This is a genomic window from Roseomonas sp. F4 (genome assembly GCF_053891155.1).
The window spans coordinates 307,044-323,228 of the sequence record NZ_JBSSHK010000004.1; the positions used below are offsets into that span (position 1 = coordinate 307,044).

Below are 16,185 nucleotides of genomic sequence, written 5' to 3' on the forward strand. Positions count from 1 at the left end.
CCAGGCCCGGCCGAGACCAAAGCGTGGCGGCGCGGAAAATCGCGCCGATGGGGTGGGCTGGGATCAGGGCAGGCCCCGTACCACCGGCAGATCCAGCTCCCGCAGCTTCTTGCGCAGCGTGTTGCGGTTCAGGCCGAGCATGGCGGCCGCCTTGATCTGGTTGCCGCGGGTGGCCGACAGCGCGAGTTTCAGCAAGGGCCGCTCCACCTCCGCCAGCACCCGGTCATAGAGGTCGCGGATCGGCATGCCGTCCTTATGCGCGGACATGAAGCCGGCGAGGTGGCGTTCCACCGACTGTTCCAGCGTCTCCGGCGCGCGGGGGCCTTCCTCGGGTGGGGCGGCGGCCTCGGCGAGTTCGGCGCCCACGGCATCGGCGCCGATGATCTCCTGCGGATAGAGCGCCGCCATGCGGCGCATCAGATTCTCCAGCTCCCGCGCATTGCCCGGCCAAGCGTGCTGCTTCAGGCGGTCCATGGCGCCTTGGTCGAGCTGCTTCTGGGGCAGCCCGGCGGCCCGGGCGCGTTCGAGGAAGTGGCGCGCCAGCAGGGGGATGTCCTCCAACCGCTCGCGCAGTGGCGGCAGACGGATCGGCACGACGTTCAGGCGGTAGAACAGATCCTCGCGGAACATGCCGCCGCGGATGGACTGGCGCAGGTCGCGATGGGTGGCGGCGACGATGCGGACATTGGCCTTGATCGGCTGGCGGCCGCCAACGGTGGTGAACTCGCCCTCCTGCAACACGCGCAGCAGGCGGGTCTGCGCCTCCGGCGGCATGTCGCCGATCTCGTCCAGGAACAGGGTGCCGCCGGCCGCCTGTTCGAAGCGGCCGACGCCGCGGTTCAGCGCCCCGGTGAACGCGCCGCGCTCATGGCCGAACAGCTCCGATTCGATCAGCTCGCGCGGGATAGCCGCCATGTTGATGGCCACGAAGGGCCCGCCCCGGCGGCGGCCGTAATCGTGCAGGGCGCGGGCCACCAATTCCTTGCCGGTGCCGGACTCGCCCGTGATCATCACCGTCAGGTCGGTGGTGGTGAGGCGGGCGACCGTCCGGTAGATTTCCTGCATGGCGGCGGAACGGCCGACCAGCGGCAGCCTCTCCTCCGGCTCCTCCGCATCCGCCACCGAAGGCTGCGAGGGCGCCGCCAGCGCACGGCCGACAACCGCCAACAATTCCTTCAAATCAAAGGGCTTGGGCAGGTAATCGAAGGCGCCGCGCTGAGTTGCCTTCAGCGCGGTGGAGAAGGTGGACTGCGCCGACATCACCACCACGCGCAGATCGGGCCGCACCCGGCGGATGCGCGGCACGAGGTCGAGCCCGTTCTCATCCGGCATGATGACGTCGGTGATGACCAGATCACCCTCCCCATCCTCCACCCAGCGCCAGAGCGTGGCGGCGGAAGATGTTGCGCGTACATGGTAGCCGGACCGGCCAAGTGCCTGGGACAGAACGGTTCTGATAGCCCTGTCGTCATCGGCGATCAGGATGGTGCGCGTGGTTGCGGAGACCGCGGCGGCGTCACTCATGCGGCTACTCCAGGCAGGCGGCGGGGTGTGGGGGGCGGCAAAGGCAGGGACAGGCGGAAGGCCGTACGGCCCGGCCGGCTGTCGCATTCGATCAGCGCGCCCTGGTCGCCCACCAGCTTGGCGACCAGGGCCAAGCCGAGGCCCTGCCCGCCGCGCTTGGTGGTAACGAAGGGCTCGAACAATGTGGCGCGGACCACATCCGGGATGCCGGGGCCATTGTCGCGGACGATGACCTGCAAGGGCAGGTCCACCCGCTCCAGGCTCCCCGGCACGGCGATGCGGACGCCATGGTGGTAGGCCGTGGTGAGGACGATCTCGCCATTGCGTGAATCAACGGCTTCCGCCGCGTTCTTCACCAAATTCAGCAGAATCTGCACCAGCAGATCCCGGTTGGCCCAGACCGGCGGCAGGGAGGGGTCGTAATCCTGCAGGATCTTCAGATGCGCGGCGAAGCCGGACAGGGCGATGCGGCGGACATGGTCCAGCACCTCATGGATATTCACCTCCGCCTGCGCCACCGGACGGTCGGAGAACATGTCCATCCGCTCCACCAGGTTGCGGATGCGGTCCACCTCATCCTGGATCAACTGGCACAGTTCCCGGTCACCCTCGCTGGCGCCCTGTTCCAGAAGCTGGGCGGCGCCGCGAATGCCGGATAGCGGGTTCTTGACCTCATGGGCGAGCATCGCCGCCATGGCGGAGGCGCTGCGCGCCGCGCCCCGAAAGTTCAGCTGGCGATCCAGCATCTGCGCGGTGGAACCGTCCTGCAGCGTCAGCACCACGCTGCCCGGCATTTCGGGCAGCGGCGCGCCATGGGCGGCCACGCCGAGCCGGCGCAGGCGCGGGCTTTCCAGCGCAAGGTCATGGTCGGAGACCGGCGCTTCATGGGCGCGCACCTGCTCCAGCATGGCGAACAGCCGATGGTCCGGCGGCAGCAGGTCCCGCAGCGAATAGCTGCGGAGGGAGGCAGCGGAGTGCTGGAAGAACAGCTCCGCCGCCGGATTGGCGAAGCGGAAGCGGTCCTCCGCATCCAGCACCACGGCGGCGATCGGCAGGGCGCCGAGCACGGCGATGGCATCCGGCGGCAGCACGGGCGCGGTGGGCACCGGCAGGCGCAGCGCCCGGGCGGCACGGGTCAGGGCGGTGGCCCTCATGCGGCGAGCCGGTCCTCATGGCCGCCCTCGATGAGCGGCAGGTAGAACCGATCGATCAGCGCCAGCACCGCCTCGACGGTGTCCGTCCGATTGACCTCAGACCGGAATTCCGCCGATCCATGCAGGCCCTTGGAATACCAGGAGATATGCTTGCGGGCGAGGCGCATGCCCGGGTCCCGCCCATGATGGGTCAGCATGGCGTGGTAATGCGCCAGCAGCGTCTCATACTGCTCCAGCAGGCTCGGCTCCTCCGGCAGCACACCGGTCTGGAGATAGGTGGCGACCAGGCGCGGCAGCCAGGGGCGGCCGTAGCAGCCGCGGCCGATCATCACGCCATCGGCGCCGGACTGGCGCAGCGCCTCCGCCGCATCCTGCGGCGTCAGGATGTCGCCATTGACGATGACGGGCAGGTCCACGGCCGCCTTCACCTGCGCCACGAAGGCCCAGTCGGCAGTGCCGTTGTAGAACATCTGCCGGGTACGGCCATGCACCGTCACCATGCGGATGCCGCTCTCCTGCGCGATGCGCGCCAGCTTCGGGGCGTTCAGCGACTGGTGGTCCCAGCCCATGCGCATCTTCAGCGTGACCGGCACTGGCACGGCCTTCACCACAGCTTCCAGGATGCGCGCGGCGCCGATCTCGTCCCGCATCAGGGCGGAGCCGGCGGACTGGCCGAGCGCCACCTTCTTCACCGGGCAGCCGAAATTGATATCGACGATGGCCGCGCCATGCTGCACCACCAGCTTCGCCGCTTCCGCCATCACGGTCGGGTCGCAGCCAGCGAGCTGGACGGAGGCCCCTTCCCCATCCACCTCCACCATCTTCAGCGTGGTCCGATTCTCCCGCACCATGGCGTTGGAGGCGATCATCTCGCTGACCACCAGGCCGGTGCCCTGGGCACGGGCGAGGCGCCGAAAGGGCAGGTCCGTCACGCCGGACATCGGCGCCAGGATGACCGGCATCTGGATGACCGCGCCGCCGAGGTCGATCGGGCGCAGCCGGGGCAAATGGGGTGTCATGCTCATGATTTGAGCAAGGTAGAGGCCGAAGCGCCCGGAGGCAATGCGATCCGTGCAGTCCGGAACAAAGCTGCCACTTATTCCGGCACCATATGGCTTAGGCTGAGGCCAGGATGGGCCAGGCGCCGCGCTTCGGCTAGCCTGTCCGCATGACATCTGTGGCCCTTTTGATGGCGGCCGGCAGCGGCAGCCGTTTCGGCGCCGACCGGCCGAAGCAATACCTGTCCCTGGCCGGTAGGCCGGTGCTGCGCCATGCGGCGGAGGCGCTGCTGCGGGAGGGCGGGGTGGACGTCGTTCTGCCCGTCTGCGCCGCGGACAGCCTGGCGCTTGTCGCGCAGCTTCTGGAGGGCCTGCCCATCCTGCCCCCGGTCGCCGGCGGTGCCACCCGCCAGGCGAGTGTTCGCGCCGGGCTGGAAGCGCTGGCGGCCGACCCGCCGGATGTTGTGCTGGTGCATGACGCCGCCCGGCCGGTGGTGCCGCCGGGCACCGTGCCAGCCCTGCTGGCGGCCTTGGCACAGCATCCGGGTGCCATTCCGGCCCAGCCGGTGACGGATACGCTGAAGCGCGGCGTGGCCGGGCTGATCGAGGCGACGGTGCCGCGCGCCGGCCTGTTCCGCGCCCAGACCCCCCAGGCCTTCCGATTCGCCCCCCTGCTCGCCGCCCATCGCGCCGCGACGGCCGAGGCGACGGACGATGCGCAGCTGCTGGAAGCGGCCGGGCTGGCCGTGGCTCTGCTGCCGGGGCACGAACAGAACATCAAGATCACCTGGCCGGAGGATCTGGCCCGCATGGAGGCCGCCCTGACCCCGCCCCTCATCCCCCGTGTTGGCACCGGCTTCGATGTCCACCGCCTGGTCGCCGGCCGGCCCATGGTGCTCTGTGGCGTGACCATCCCGGGCCCGATGGGGCTGGATGGCCATTCGGATGCGGATGTCGGCCTGCATGCGTTGTGCGACGCCATCTACGGCGCCCTGGCCGAGGGCGATATCGGCCGCTGGTTCCCCCCCAGCGAGGCGCAGTGGAAGGATGCCGACAGCGCCCGCTTCCTGCGCCACGCCGCCGGCCGCATCGCCGCGCGGGGTGGGGTTCTGGCCAATGCCGACGTCACCTTGATCTGCGAACGCCCGAAGATCACGCCCCACGCCACCGCGATGCGCGAAAGGCTGGCGGCGCTGCTGGAGGTGCCGCTGGACCGCATGTCGGTGAAGGCGACCACCACCGAGCGCCTGGGCTTTCCGGGCCGCGGCGAGGGTATCGCGGCGCAGGCGGCCGTCTGCGTGCTGCTGCCTGGCTGAAACCCGCGGTTAAGCCCGTTCAGGCATGCTCCGCATCACGATGATGCGAGGCCAACGTCCATGCGCAGGTTGAGTCTGAGCGCGCTGCTCTATCTGCTGGCGGGCCTCGCCCTGCTCAGCGTGCTCGCCATGGCGGCCCCCGAGGCCGGGCGGGTCTATGGGGTGTGGCGCGAGACGGACCGGATGATCCGGCTGGAGGCGCTCAGCGGCGCCACCACACGGTTTCTCGACAGCCTGCCGATCGAGGCGACCAGCTCCGTCCCAGTGCTCCAGCAGGGCACGCCGGAGGCGATTGCCGCGAATGCGCGTGCGGCGCGGGAGACGGACGCTGCCTTGGCGGCGCTGCGGGAGCGGGCGGCGGCGGTGCCGGACCTCGCGCCGGCCGCGCAGGCGTTCCTGCGGCAGATTTTCGACCAGGTGCCCCGCATCGCCGACTTCCGTAGCCGGCTTGCGGCGCGAAGCGTCGGGCCCACCGATTCCGCCGCGCTCTTCGTCCCGATCTCGGAGATCGCGCTGGCGCTCAGCGGGCAGCTCGCCATCGCGACGCAGGATGGCGTGCTGACCCGCATCGGGCTGGCCAACCACGCGCTGCTGAACCTGCACAACGGCAATATGATGGAACGGGGCGGCGGCCTGCGCATGCTGGGCCAGGCAACGCCGCCGCCTGCCGCCATCGCCCTGTTCCAACGTGGCCTGGTGGTGCAGGCGGTCTATCGCGAAAGACTGGGCAGCCTCGGCTCCCTTGCGCTGAACGCCCGCATCGCCGCCTTCGACGCCACGCCGGCGCGCGCCGCACTGCTGGCGCAGCGCACGGCGATGCAGGCCGGCCAGGGCACGACCGTGCCCGCCGAGGCCTGGCTGGCCAGCTTCACCGCCCAGTCGGAGGCCTATGCCGCGATCATCGCAGCAGGGCAGCAGGAACTGGCGGAGGCGGTGGCGCTGCGCCGCGAGGCCGCCGGGCAGCAGGCCATGCTGCTGTTTGTCGGCGTCGGCGCCATCCTGGCCATTCTGCTTCTGGTGACCCAGCGGATCCTGCGCATGGTCTCCCGCATCGTGGGTGAGATCGGCCAGAGCCTGCATGCGCTGGGCGAAGGTCAGTTCGACGTGGCAATCCCCGGCGTGGAGCGCCAGGACGCGCTGGGCCTGATCGCGCGGTCCGCCCACCAGATGCGCGACAGCCTGGCCGAGGGCCGGCGCCTGCAACAGGCGCAGGAGGCGGAAGCAAGGGCGCGCGAGGAACGCGCCCTGCGCATCGCCGGCCATGTCCGCGGCTTCCAGCAGACCATCGGCACGCTGGTCCGCACCGTCTCCGATGCCTCCGCCACCCTGACGGACACCGCCCGTGGCATGAGCCAGGGCGCGCGGCAGGTGGATGACCAGAGCAATCAGGTCGCGAACAGCGCGGATCTGGCCAATTCCAACGTGCAGGCCGTCTCCGCCGCGGCGGAGGAGCTGGCCTGCTCGGTGCAGGAGATCAGCCGCCAGCTGGCGCGCTCCACCGAAGTGACCAGCCGGGCCGTGGAGGAGACGCGGCGCAGCGATGCGCTGGTCGGCTCCCTGGCCGATACCGCGCAGAAGATCGGCGACGTGCTGGGCCTGATTTCCACCATCGCCGGCCAGACCAATCTGTTGGCGCTGAACGCCACCATCGAGGCCGCGCGCGCGGGCGAATCCGGCAAGGGCTTCGCCGTGGTGGCCAGCGAGGTGAAGGCCCTCGCCGCCGAAACAGCCAAAGCGACGGAGGAGATCGGCGCGCAGATCGGCCAGATCCAGGGCGCCACCGGGCATGTGGTGGAGGCCTTCCGCAGCGTCTCCGCCGTGATCGAGGAGGTGAACCAGATCGCCGCCGCCATCGCCGCGGCAGTGGAGGAACAGGGCGCCGCGACTCAGGAGATCGCCCGCAGCATCCAGGCGGCGGCCAGCGCCACGCGCGACGTCGCCGGCACCATCCAGGGCGTGCGGGACAGCGCCTCCGGCAGCGGCCGTGCGGCGAATGACGTGCTGGGCGCGGCCGAGATCCTGTCGGCCCAGGCCACCACCCTGTCGCAGGAGGTGGGGACCTTCATTGGGCGGGTGGAGGCGGCTTAGGGCATCCGTTCGAGGATCGAGCAGTAATTTGCCACCGCCGCGCCGCCCATGTTGAAGACGCCGGCGCGGTCCGCCTTCGGCAATTGCATCTCGCCCGCCGTGCCGGTGAGCTGCATCGCGGCCAGCACATGCATGGACACGCCGGTGGCCCCGATCGGATGGCCCTTGGATTTCAAGCCGCCGGAGGGGTTCACCGGCAGGCGGCCGTCCTTGGCGGTCCAGCCCTCTAGCGCCGCGCGGGCGCCCTGCCCTTCGGCGGCCAGGCCCATCGCCTCATATTCGATCAGCTCGGCGATGGTGAAGCAGTCATGGGTTTCAACGAAGGACAGGTCGGACAGGCTCAACCCCGTCTCCGTCAAGGCCCGGCCCCAGGCCGCGCGGGCGCCCTCAAACCGAATGATGTCGCGGGCGGCGATGGGCATCAGGTCGGTGGTCTGCACCGCGGCGCGGAAGCGCACGGCCTTGGCCATGCCGCGGGCGGTCTCTTCATCGGTCAGAACCAGCGCCGCGGCGCCGTCGCTCACCAGGGAGCAATCGGTCCGCTTCAGCGGCGGCGCAACAAAGGGGTTTCTTTCAGATTCAGCGCGGCAGAAGGCGAAGCCGAGATCCTTCCGCATCTGCGCGTAAGGGTTGGCGACGCCGTTCCGGTGGTTCTTCGCGGCGATCGCGGCCAGCGCGTCGGACTGGTCGCCATGGCGCTGGAAATAGCTTTCGGCGATCCGGCCGAAGACGCCGGCGAAGCCCGCCGGAATCTCGCCCTCATCCTTGCGGTAGGACGCGCCGAGCAGGATGTCGCCCACCTGCGCGCCCGGCGTCGCCGTCATCTTCTCCGCCCCCACCACCAGGGCGAAGCGGCCGCGTTTCGCCGCCAGGAAATCCAGCGCGCCATGGATGGCGGCGGAACCGGTGGCGCAGGCGTTCTCGTAGCGCGTGGTGGGCTTGAAGCGCAGCTCCGGCACGCTTTGCAGCAGAAGGCCTGAGAAAAAGTCCTGCTTGGAAAAGCCGCCATTGAAGACGCCGACGAAGGCCGCATCGACCTCCGCCGCGCCGATGCCCGCATCCTCGATGGCCGCCCGGGCGACACGGCCGAACAGGCCCTCGATGTCCGGATCGTCCAGCTTGCCGAAGGGCGTATGCGCCCAGCCGATGATGCAGGCGGTCATGGCGGCCTTCTCCTATCTCACGCCAGCATCCAGCTCGGCTTGCGGCGCTGCTTGAAGCTGGCGATGCCCTCCTCCGCCTCCGGGCTGGTGGCACGGCGGGCGAAGCTCTGGGCGCCGGCCTCGGCATAGGCAGGGGGCGCCACGGGGCCGAGGGCCGCCAGCAGCGCCTTGGTTTCCGCCAATGCGCCCGGGGCACCCTGGACGATGTCGGCAATGGTCGCCTGCACCGCGGCTTCCAGCGCCGCCGCATCGGGCAGCACCTGGTGCACCAGCCCGGCGCGCGCGGCCTCCGCCGCATCCATCACATGGCCTTGCAGGCAAAGCCGCGCCGCCTCGCTGCGGCCCATGCGGCGCACCAGCCAGGGCAGGATCTGCGCCGGCACCAGCCCACGCCGCACCTCCGGCGCCGAGAAGCGCGCATCGGCGGCGGCGAGGCAGATATCGGCGGCGGTGACAAAGCCGAGGCCACCGGCATAGGCCGCGCCCTCCACCGCCGCGATCACCACCTGCGGCAGTTCGGCGATGGCGTTGAAGCGGGCGCCGGTCTTCTGGTTGCGGGCGTGCTGGCGGGCGAGCTTTTCCTCCGGCGTCTCCACCGCACCGACCTCGGTCAGGTCGAGCCCCGCGCAGAAGTGGCCCCCTGCCCCGGACAGCACCAGCACGCGGGCGGAAGTGTCGGTCTTCAGCTCCGCCAGCAACACGTCCAACGCCTCCACCAAGGCCTGGCTCATGGCGTTGCGGCGATGCGGGCGGTTGAGCACGGCACGCACCACCGGGCCGTCCCTGGTCACCAGAACGGGGTTTTCGTCGGTCATGCGCAGCGCTTCCTATCCCTTGGGGGGCGGAAACCTCGACCCGACGCCGGCAAGCGTCAAGCCGGGGCCATACGCCGTCAGGCGTCAGATCGTGGTCAGACGCCCTCGCATTCGCCCTCGCGTTGCTTGCTGCGCAGTGTCGCAAGCTCGCTGCGCAGCGCCACCATCTCCGCCCGAAGTGCGGAAAGCTGTTCGCCCACGGGGTCCTCGTCCACTGCCGCGCTCAGCCCATAGCCAATCGAAGGGTCCTGGCAGGGCTGACCACGGGGCGGACGGGCCGGAATGCCGACCACGGTGCAGCCGGGTGCGACCGGCGCCACCACCACGGCATTGGCGCCGACCCGCGCGCCGCGGCCGATGCGGATCGGGCCCAGCACCTGGGCGCCAGCGCCGACCGTCACATGATCCTCCAGCGTCGGATGCCGCTTGCCGGGCTGGCCGGACAGGCCACCGAGGGTGACGCCGTGATAGATCAGCACGTCATCGCCAATCTCCGCCGTCGCCCCGATCACCACCCCCATGCCGTGGTCGATGAACAGTCGCCGGCCGATCCGGGCGCCGGGGTGGATCTCGATGCCGGTCAGCCAGCGCGCCAGATGCGAGGAAAAGCGCGCAGCTGCCGGCAGGCCCAGCTTCAGCAGCGTATGCGACAGCCGGTGCCACAGCACGGCATGCAGCCCGGCATAGCAGAGCATCGCCTCCACCCAGCTCGGCCGCGCCGGGTCGCGGGCGCGGATGGTGCGGGCCAGCTCGATGATTTCGAGCGCCATGATGACGTCACTCCAGCCAGGGCGGCGTAGGCAGGCCACGCTCGCGCAGGAAGGCGGGGTTGAACAGTTTTGATTGGTAGCGCGCGCCGCCGTCGCAGAGGATGGTCACGACGGTATGGCCAGGGCCGAGGTCGCGCGCGACGCGAATGGCGGCCGCCACATTCAGCCCGGCGCTGCCGCCGACCGAAATGCCTTCTTGCATCTGCAGGTCGAAGACCTGTTCCAGCATCTCGGGGTCCTCGATGCGGATGGCGTCGTCGATCAGGTCGCGGGCCTCGGCGAGGTTGCCTGGCGCGCGGGCGGCCTGGCCGATGCCCTCGGTGATGGAACTGCCTTCGGCGCGTGGCGTGCCGGTCTTCACCCAGTCGAGCAGGCCGGAGCCACCGGGATCGGCCAGCACGATCCGCACATCCGGCTTCCGCGCCTTCAGGGCGCGGGAGATGCCGGCCAGCGTGCCGCCGGTGCCACAGGCGCAGGTGAAGGCATCCAACTTCCCGTCCGTCTGGTCCCAGATCTCGGGGCCGGTGGTCGCCTCATGCGCCGCGGCATTGGCCAGGTTATCGAACTGATTGGCCCAGACCGCGCCCAGCTCCTCCGCCAACCGCTTCGAGACATGCACGTAGTTGCCGGGATCGCTGTAGGGCTTGGGCGGCACCAGGCGCAGATCGGCGCCGATCATCCGCAGATAGTCCAGCTTTTCCCGGCTCTGCGTTTCCGGCACGACGATGACGCTGCGCCAGCCCATGGCATTGGCGGCCAGGGCGATGCCGATGCCGGTATTGCCGGCCGTGCCCTCCACGATCGTGCCGGGCTGGAAGGGCGTCAGCTTCCCCTCCGCCATGGCGGCGGAGAGGATGCCAATGGCGGCGCGGTCCTTCACGCTGCCGCCGGGGTTCATGAACTCCGCCTTGCCCAGAATCTCGCAGCCCGTCGCCTCCGAGGCGCGGCGCAGGCGGATCAGCGGTGTGCGGCCGACCGCGCCCCAGAACCCATCGGCGATGCCGGACATCGCGATCAGGCCTTCACCTCGACCCAGCGGAGATAGGGGCGCTCCGCCTCCCACCCCTGCGGGAACAGCGCCTTGGCCTGCTCGTCCGAGATCGACGGGGGGATGATGGCGCGGTCGCCGGGGCGCCAGTTCACCGGGGTGGCCACCTTCTGGCCATCCGTCATCTGCAGGCTGTCGATCACCCGCAGCACCTCGTCGAAATTCCGGCCGGTGCTGGGCGGATAGACTAGGAACAGCCGTACCTTCTTGTTCGGATCGATGACGAAGACGGTGCGCACGGTGATGGAGGGATCGGCCTCCGGATGCACCATGCCGTAGAGGGTAGCGACCTTCTTCTCCGGGTCGGCGATCATGGGGAAGTTCACGGCGTGGCCCTGGGTATCGGCGATATCCGCCTCCCACCCCGCATGACGTTCCAGGCTGTCCACCGACAGGCCGATGACCTTCACATTGCGCTTGTCGAATTCCGGCTTCAGGCGGGCGGTCTCGCCGAGCTCGGTGGTGCAGACCGGGGTGAAGTCCTTCGGATGGCTGAACAGCACGCCCCAGGAATTGCCGAGCCACTCATGGAAGTTGATCACCCCATGGGTCGTGTCGGCGGTGAAATCCGGGGCTACCTGGCCGAGTTGGATGGTCATGGCGTCACCTTCTTGTTCGTCCAAGGGCCGCTGCAAGGCAGCCGCGACTGGACGATAAGGGCATTTCGGAGGCGGATTCCAGCGGGGTCGCGGAGGCGTTTCCGCGCCGCACGGCATCGTGCATGCTCGGCACGCATGGCCGCGCCGCTTGTCTTTCCCTGGCGCTGCCAAATGGAGACGGAGATGGCTGCGGTGCCCATGGATCAGGGAAAAATATTCAGCGAGCAAAATGTTGTCTGGCTCTACACCAACGACCTGGACCGCCTCGCCCAATTCTATGGGGAGGTGCTGGGCCTGCCGCAGGTGATGGACCAGGGCATCTGCCGCATCTTCCAGGTCAGCCCCACCGGCTTCCTCGGCGTCTGCAACAAGGCGGACCGGCCGCGCGGGACCAAGGGGATGATGTTCACCTTCCTGGTGCCGGACCTGGATGCCGCCTATGCGCGGCTGCTGGCGCGCGGGGTGACGTTTGACGGGCCGCCGGAGCTATCAGGCGGCGGCATGGTCTATTCCTGCTTCCTGCACGATCCGGAGGGCTACTGGCTGCAATTGCAGGAATTCCGCGATCCCCGCTGGCCCTATCCGGAGGGGCGCAGGCCGCGCGCGGCATGAGCCCGGACCAAGCCGGATCGCTGGGCCATGTTGGCGCCGACTGAGCGAGTCACTGATCGGCGCATCGGTCGTAGCGGGTTCGGCGCCAATCCTTGAGGCTGCCGAACGCCTCCTCGATGCGGTGGCACCAGAACAGAAAGTTTGTGGCAATCGCGTCACGATGGTCGATGGGGACGCGACGGAGCTGGTGCCGTTCTCACGGGCCAACATCAAGGCGGTGATGGCACCTCGCCTGATGCTACGCTTGCGCCTCTGCTTGCCCTTCATAAAACCGCCACCAAGACAGTGGACAAGAAGACGATCGCGTCGAAACTGCAATGGCCATTCGCGGCGAGATGACAAGCAAACCAAAGCACTCCGTATGCGTCTTCTCGCTCCCGGTTGGCCAAGCGCTTCTTCACAGGATCGGCGTAATCGCAGGCTCGTCAACGCCTTCGACGCCTCCATTGCCTAGGCCAACACCTTCCTCTACGTTGTTTCTGTCAGAGTCCTCCTGCGCCGTATCGCTCGTTCTGAGTGATTCGAGACAGACTCAGAGAGAGGGCCGTCAACGTCCAAAATCATGATATCGTCGGAATATTGACGTGGTTGTATCCTGTTTCCTGCAGGGAGATCTGTGAGTGCGTCATTCCACATTCAAGGGCGAAGTCGAGATCGATTACGTTCTGCGTAAGTCGCCGAACAAATCGGATATCCTTGTGGTGTCTTTCCCCGGGGCTGGGGGAGACAGATTCAGGGCCGACTCCCTTGGTCTGGGCTACATGATGACAATAGGGCAGTTCAACGTGAACGCCCTTTATATCAAGAATTCCAGTAAAGATTTCATTCGAGCATGGTTCGTGGGTTTCGAGGGCGACTTCGCAATCGAAAGGGCGATGATTGAGCTTGTCAATTTTGCTTGCGAACAGACCGGCGCCACGCGTTGTGTCGGCATAGGCTCGTCCCTGGGTGGGAATAGCGTGCTTTACTACGGCCTGAAATACAATTGGGATATTATTTCTGGCGGTGCGCGAGCGAAGAAAGGATATGTGGGCAAGCTGATTCGGGAGATGATTCCGACTGCGAAGGAGAATGGCTTCAACAAGCACGTCTATATGTGCTGGGGGCGGGGTGAGCCCATGTGGGTGGATCCAAACGAGGCTCCATCGATGGTGCGCATCTTCGATGAGTCCAACGTTCCTTATAAAATGGAGCTTTTTAACTACTCCGTCCACGCCAACATATCCAAAATGTTTCCATCTATTATTAAGCGTGAGCTCGGTGCGTTGCTCGGGGTCAAAGCTGCGGTCGAAAACGAACAGGCGGCACCTACCGCCGCGGAAATTACAGCGGAAATCAATACGTCGATTCAGGATCTGAAAATACACGCAGGCGAGCTTGAGCAGACGGCCCCCAATTATGCGATACAGAACCGCCTCAATCACGGCGATCTAAGCAGCAGCGTCATGCTGCGAACTTTTGTCTACGCTGCGCAAGGCTACCACTGGCTGCCGGGATCAAGCGTGCCGGTGCGTCACGAGCCGGGTAAATTCTGGCAGACCGCGGCTCTTCTGACGGGTGACTACGCCAGTGCCATGTGGTTTCAGTCCACGATTCTCAATTACTATAAGGCAACCGGCGACGCCGGTGCGCTGAGGGTTGTCGCCGACAGCATTGCAGAGTTCCTGCAGCTGCCTGTGCCCGCAAAAGAAGCTAAGTCGGAAGCCAAAAAATGGTGGTCGACCCAGCGGCGCGCGCAAGCCCTCATTGACTTCGCTTGCATCGTTCATGAACGCGATCCGGAAGCCTCAGCCGGTGATCTGGATCAACTGCGCCTTGATGTCATCAAGAAGATCGATTGGGCGAGGCTGCGCGCCGAAATAATCGTGGCGCTGACGCGCTCGGTAGGCGCCGAAGCGCTTTTGACCGATGTCAAACAAAGCTATTCCAGGCTGTATTTTCTGCTGCTGGCTGCGGTAGTCTTCAAGGAAAATGAGGCGTTTTACGCCGAGACTTATGATCGGGTCATGAAGGCGGCGGTCACCCTCACAAACTACTACTTTGATGACAATGGCTTGTGCATTTACGAACAGGTGCAGGGGCATCACGACGCGCTGCGATACCTCAGGCAGATCGTCGATTTCGCCGAAGCCAACGGATTCAAGGTCAATCCTGACTTCAGGAAGATCAAGCGTAAGCTTGGCGCCATCGAGACCGCTGCTGCCTATCTCACCAATGAGGACGGTGTGATGCCGAACCTCGGGCACAGCGATCTCGCCAAAACGACCACTGCACCCGCGAGCGGAAACCTGATCAAAACGTCGTCGAATATTGCCGTCCTGTCGGGTGGCGGTGCCTATATCACTATAGGCGGCGGTTCAAACGTCCACTCGTCCTACCGGCACTGTGACCTGCTATCGTTCACATTCAGATATGATGGCAAACAGCTGGTGTGGGACGCGGGCGGCGGTAAGGACGGCCTGGCAGACTATGCCCGCTCAGCCGTGGCGCACTCAGCGCTCTTTTGTGACGAGATCGACTATGTCACGCCGGACTACGCTGACTGGACGGCCCTGGATGATGCCGCAGAAGCGGATGAGTACGTCTTCGTTGCAGGCAAGCATATGTTGATAGATGGCGTGACCTTGTCGCGCCGTTGGCTGTGGCTGAAGCCCAATATCATAGTTATTTACGATGAGGCGCAGAGCGAGAGCGAACACCTTTATACCCAGAATTTCCTGTTGCCGGACTTGAAGTTTGATGACCGGAAGGAGCGCCAGATTACATTCTCTGTCGGCAAGGGGGCCACATTCAGTGTCACGCAGTTGCCCATTGATGGTGACTTCCAACTGAAGAAGTTCTTTGGCGATACCAACGCCGCGGCTTCCGAAAAAACACTGCGTGGCTCAAGGGTGGTCGGATTCAGGAAGCTCGCGAAGCTCACCAATCTTGCCTATGAAAAGCGCGCAAAAAGTGCAAAGTTTATTACCGTATTGGAAGCCCACAGTGGCAAGGAAGGCGAACTTGTCTTCGGTAGCGCGAACGTCGCGAACGGAATGCTGAACGCAACCGCGTCACTTGGTGATAAGACAATCAGCGTTAGCGAGAAGCTGGACCGCGAGGTCATGTGATGCTGCTGCGCTCCTCCCTCATCGATCGACATGCCACTGCTCGTCCGGCGCCACGGCTAAGGAGTAACAGTCTTCCTGAAGCGGAATGCGGATATATGGAGGGCATCATGCGCTCCATTGCCTGTTTCAGCGGGAAATTCAGACGAATCGGTATGTGAGGACGGAATGCTTTATAATATTCAAGTCACTCAGGAGATAATCGATTTCCTGAACCAAAAGCATATACTTCTACTCAATTCAGAGTTCACTAAGGATTCCTCCATAAAAATCGGCGATGTTCTGACATTCGATAAGAATCTTGAGGTTCATCCCTATGCTGCATTTCAGTACGGGGGAAATGTTTTGTTCAGCATGGGTGCGTTCAGCTATGCGCGCTCCTGTCTGGGTGGTGATGAGGGCAGGAGCAATGTTCAGAATGTGAAAATCGGCCGATATTGCTCCGTTGCTGACAACGTCCGGATTTTCCAGGCTGACCACGATATCCGCAATTTTACCACCAGCACATATATTTATGCCATGCCGGCCTTCCGCAGAGAAGGATATGTGGTGAAGGCTCGCGCCAAGGAAGTGGGTCGCCAGCTACAGGCCGCAAAAATCAAAACCGTAACCAGCCCGGTGGTGACGATTGGGCATGATGTATGGATCGGCGGCCACGCGGCGCTTCGCCCAGGGATTACAATTGGGGATGGCGCCTGCATAGCGACCGGCTCGGTTGTCACGAAGGACGTGCCGCCCTACGCCATTGTCGGGGGCGTTCCGGCAAGAGTTATCAAGTACCGGTTTGAAGATCCAGTCATTGAAAGGCTGCTCGCGCTTCAATGGTGGCAGTATGATTTTCTTGGCTTCCGGGTGAAGGCGGATGCGCCCATGGAATTGTTCCTTGAGTCAGTTGCGGAGCAGGTTGCGGCCGGCGAACTCACTCCGTGGGAAACGGTACCGATCACCGCCGAGGATCTACTCGAAATCAGCGGGGAGCGCCGCGCGGCGG

At 65.9% G+C, this 16,185-nt stretch carries 12 protein-coding genes and 1 pseudogene; 5 read left to right on the top strand and 8 right to left on the bottom strand.

The genetic code is table 11. The features are described from left to right. Positions 1–63: 63 nt before the first annotated feature. From ntrC to dusB, 3 genes are read right to left on the bottom strand one after another with little or no spacing between them, the layout of a single operon-like run. Complete coding sequence (gene ntrC / locus ACVFYP_RS17885; RefSeq protein ID WP_499201558.1) at positions 64–1,524, bottom strand: nitrogen regulation protein NR(I); 1,461 nt, start codon at positions 1,522–1,524, stop codon at positions 64–66. Then, positions 1,521–2,678 (bottom strand): two-component system sensor histidine kinase NtrB, encoded by a 1,158-nt coding sequence (locus tag ACVFYP_RS17890; protein ID WP_499201559.1) that lies wholly within the window; start codon positions 2,676–2,678, stop codon positions 1,521–1,523. Before ACVFYP_RS17890 ends, ntrC begins: the two co-directional genes overlap by 4 nt. Beyond that, positions 2,675–3,703 carry a tRNA dihydrouridine synthase DusB gene (dusB, locus tag ACVFYP_RS17895; RefSeq protein WP_499201560.1) on the bottom strand — a complete coding sequence of 343 codons (1,029 nt, stop codon included), beginning with the start codon at positions 3,701–3,703 and terminating at the stop codon, positions 2,675–2,677. Before dusB ends, ACVFYP_RS17890 begins: the two co-directional genes overlap by 4 nt. A 143-nt stretch (positions 3,704–3,846) precedes the next feature. Between dusB and ACVFYP_RS17900 the strand changes: the two genes are divergently transcribed. Both ACVFYP_RS17900 and ACVFYP_RS17905 read left to right on the top strand, forming a co-directional pair. Beyond that, on the top strand, positions 3,847–4,992 hold the full coding sequence (locus ACVFYP_RS17900) for a bifunctional 2-C-methyl-D-erythritol 4-phosphate cytidylyltransferase/2-C-methyl-D-erythritol 2,4-cyclodiphosphate synthase (RefSeq protein ID WP_499201561.1): 1,146 nt from the start codon (positions 3,847–3,849) through the stop codon (positions 4,990–4,992). 60 nt (positions 4,993–5,052) lie between these two features. Further along, a complete protein-coding gene (locus ACVFYP_RS17905) occupies positions 5,053–7,080 on the top strand; it encodes a methyl-accepting chemotaxis protein (RefSeq protein ID WP_499201562.1) in 2,028 nt (675 codons plus the stop codon). On the opposite strand, the gene ACVFYP_RS17910 is transcribed toward ACVFYP_RS17905, so the two are convergent. From ACVFYP_RS17910 to ACVFYP_RS17930, 5 genes are all read right to left on the bottom strand, one after another. Continuing rightward, positions 7,077–8,243: an acetyl-CoA acetyltransferase gene (locus tag ACVFYP_RS17910; RefSeq protein WP_499201563.1), complete on the bottom strand. Its 1,167-nt coding sequence runs from the start codon at positions 8,241–8,243 to the stop codon at positions 7,077–7,079. The genes ACVFYP_RS17905 and ACVFYP_RS17910 overlap by 4 nt on opposite strands. Before the next feature lie 17 nt (positions 8,244–8,260). Continuing rightward, on the bottom strand, positions 8,261–9,058 hold the full coding sequence (locus ACVFYP_RS17915; RefSeq protein ID WP_499201564.1) for an enoyl-CoA hydratase/isomerase family protein: 798 nt from the start codon (positions 9,056–9,058) through the stop codon (positions 8,261–8,263). Positions 9,059–9,153: 95 nt separating this feature from the next. After that, positions 9,154–9,828 (bottom strand): serine O-acetyltransferase, encoded by a 675-nt coding sequence (gene cysE / locus ACVFYP_RS17920; RefSeq protein ID WP_499201565.1) that lies wholly within the window; start codon positions 9,826–9,828, stop codon positions 9,154–9,156. A gap of 7 nt (positions 9,829–9,835) precedes the next feature. Beyond that, on the bottom strand, positions 9,836–10,837 hold the full coding sequence (locus tag ACVFYP_RS17925; protein ID WP_499201566.1) for a cysteine synthase A: 1,002 nt from the start codon (positions 10,835–10,837) through the stop codon (positions 9,836–9,838). 5 nt (positions 10,838–10,842) lie between these two features. Next, positions 10,843–11,475 (bottom strand): peroxiredoxin, encoded by a 633-nt coding sequence (locus ACVFYP_RS17930; RefSeq protein WP_499201567.1) that lies wholly within the window; start codon positions 11,473–11,475, stop codon positions 10,843–10,845. Between the two features lie 183 nt (positions 11,476–11,658). Here ACVFYP_RS17930 and ACVFYP_RS17935 point away from each other — a divergent pair, with 183 nt between their 5' ends. The 3 genes and pseudogenes from ACVFYP_RS17935 to ACVFYP_RS17945 form a co-directional block, all read left to right on the top strand. After that, positions 11,659–12,087 carry a VOC family protein gene (locus ACVFYP_RS17935; protein ID WP_499201568.1) on the top strand — a complete coding sequence of 143 codons (429 nt, stop codon included), beginning with the start codon at positions 11,659–11,661 and terminating at the stop codon, positions 12,085–12,087. 620 nt (positions 12,088–12,707) lie between these two features. Then, on the top strand, positions 12,708–15,197 hold the full coding sequence (locus tag ACVFYP_RS17940; protein WP_499201569.1) for a heparinase II/III domain-containing protein: 2,490 nt from the start codon (positions 12,708–12,710) through the stop codon (positions 15,195–15,197). A 624-nt stretch (positions 15,198–15,821) separates the two neighbouring features. Next, positions 15,822–16,028 (top strand): annotated as a pseudogene (locus ACVFYP_RS17945) (CatB-related O-acetyltransferase); the annotation flags it as partial. Between the last annotated feature and the right edge of the window lie 157 nt (positions 16,029–16,185).

Coding starts and splice junctions, on each gene's coding strand:
- ntrC (WP_499201558.1), bottom strand. CDS start 1,524: ATGAGTGACGCCGCCGCGGTCTCCGCAACCACGCGCACCATCCTGATC.
- ACVFYP_RS17890 (WP_499201559.1), bottom strand. CDS start 2,678: ATGAGGGCCACCGCCCTGACCCGTGCCGCCCGGGCGCTGCGCCTGCCG.
- dusB (WP_499201560.1), bottom strand. CDS start 3,703: ATGAGCATGACACCCCATTTGCCCCGGCTGCGCCCGATCGACCTCGGC.
- ACVFYP_RS17900 (WP_499201561.1), top strand. CDS start 3,847: ATGACATCTGTGGCCCTTTTGATGGCGGCCGGCAGCGGCAGCCGTTTC.
- ACVFYP_RS17905 (WP_499201562.1), top strand. CDS start 5,053: ATGCGCAGGTTGAGTCTGAGCGCGCTGCTCTATCTGCTGGCGGGCCTC.
- ACVFYP_RS17910 (WP_499201563.1), bottom strand. CDS start 8,243: ATGACCGCCTGCATCATCGGCTGGGCGCATACGCCCTTCGGCAAGCTG.
- ACVFYP_RS17915 (WP_499201564.1), bottom strand. CDS start 9,058: ATGACCGACGAAAACCCCGTTCTGGTGACCAGGGACGGCCCGGTGGTG.
- cysE (WP_499201565.1), bottom strand. CDS start 9,828: ATGGCGCTCGAAATCATCGAGCTGGCCCGCACCATCCGCGCCCGCGAC.
- ACVFYP_RS17925 (WP_499201566.1), bottom strand. CDS start 10,837: ATGTCCGGCATCGCCGATGGGTTCTGGGGCGCGGTCGGCCGCACACCG.
- ACVFYP_RS17930 (WP_499201567.1), bottom strand. CDS start 11,475: ATGACCATCCAACTCGGCCAGGTAGCCCCGGATTTCACCGCCGACACG.
- ACVFYP_RS17935 (WP_499201568.1), top strand. CDS start 11,659: ATGGCTGCGGTGCCCATGGATCAGGGAAAAATATTCAGCGAGCAAAAT.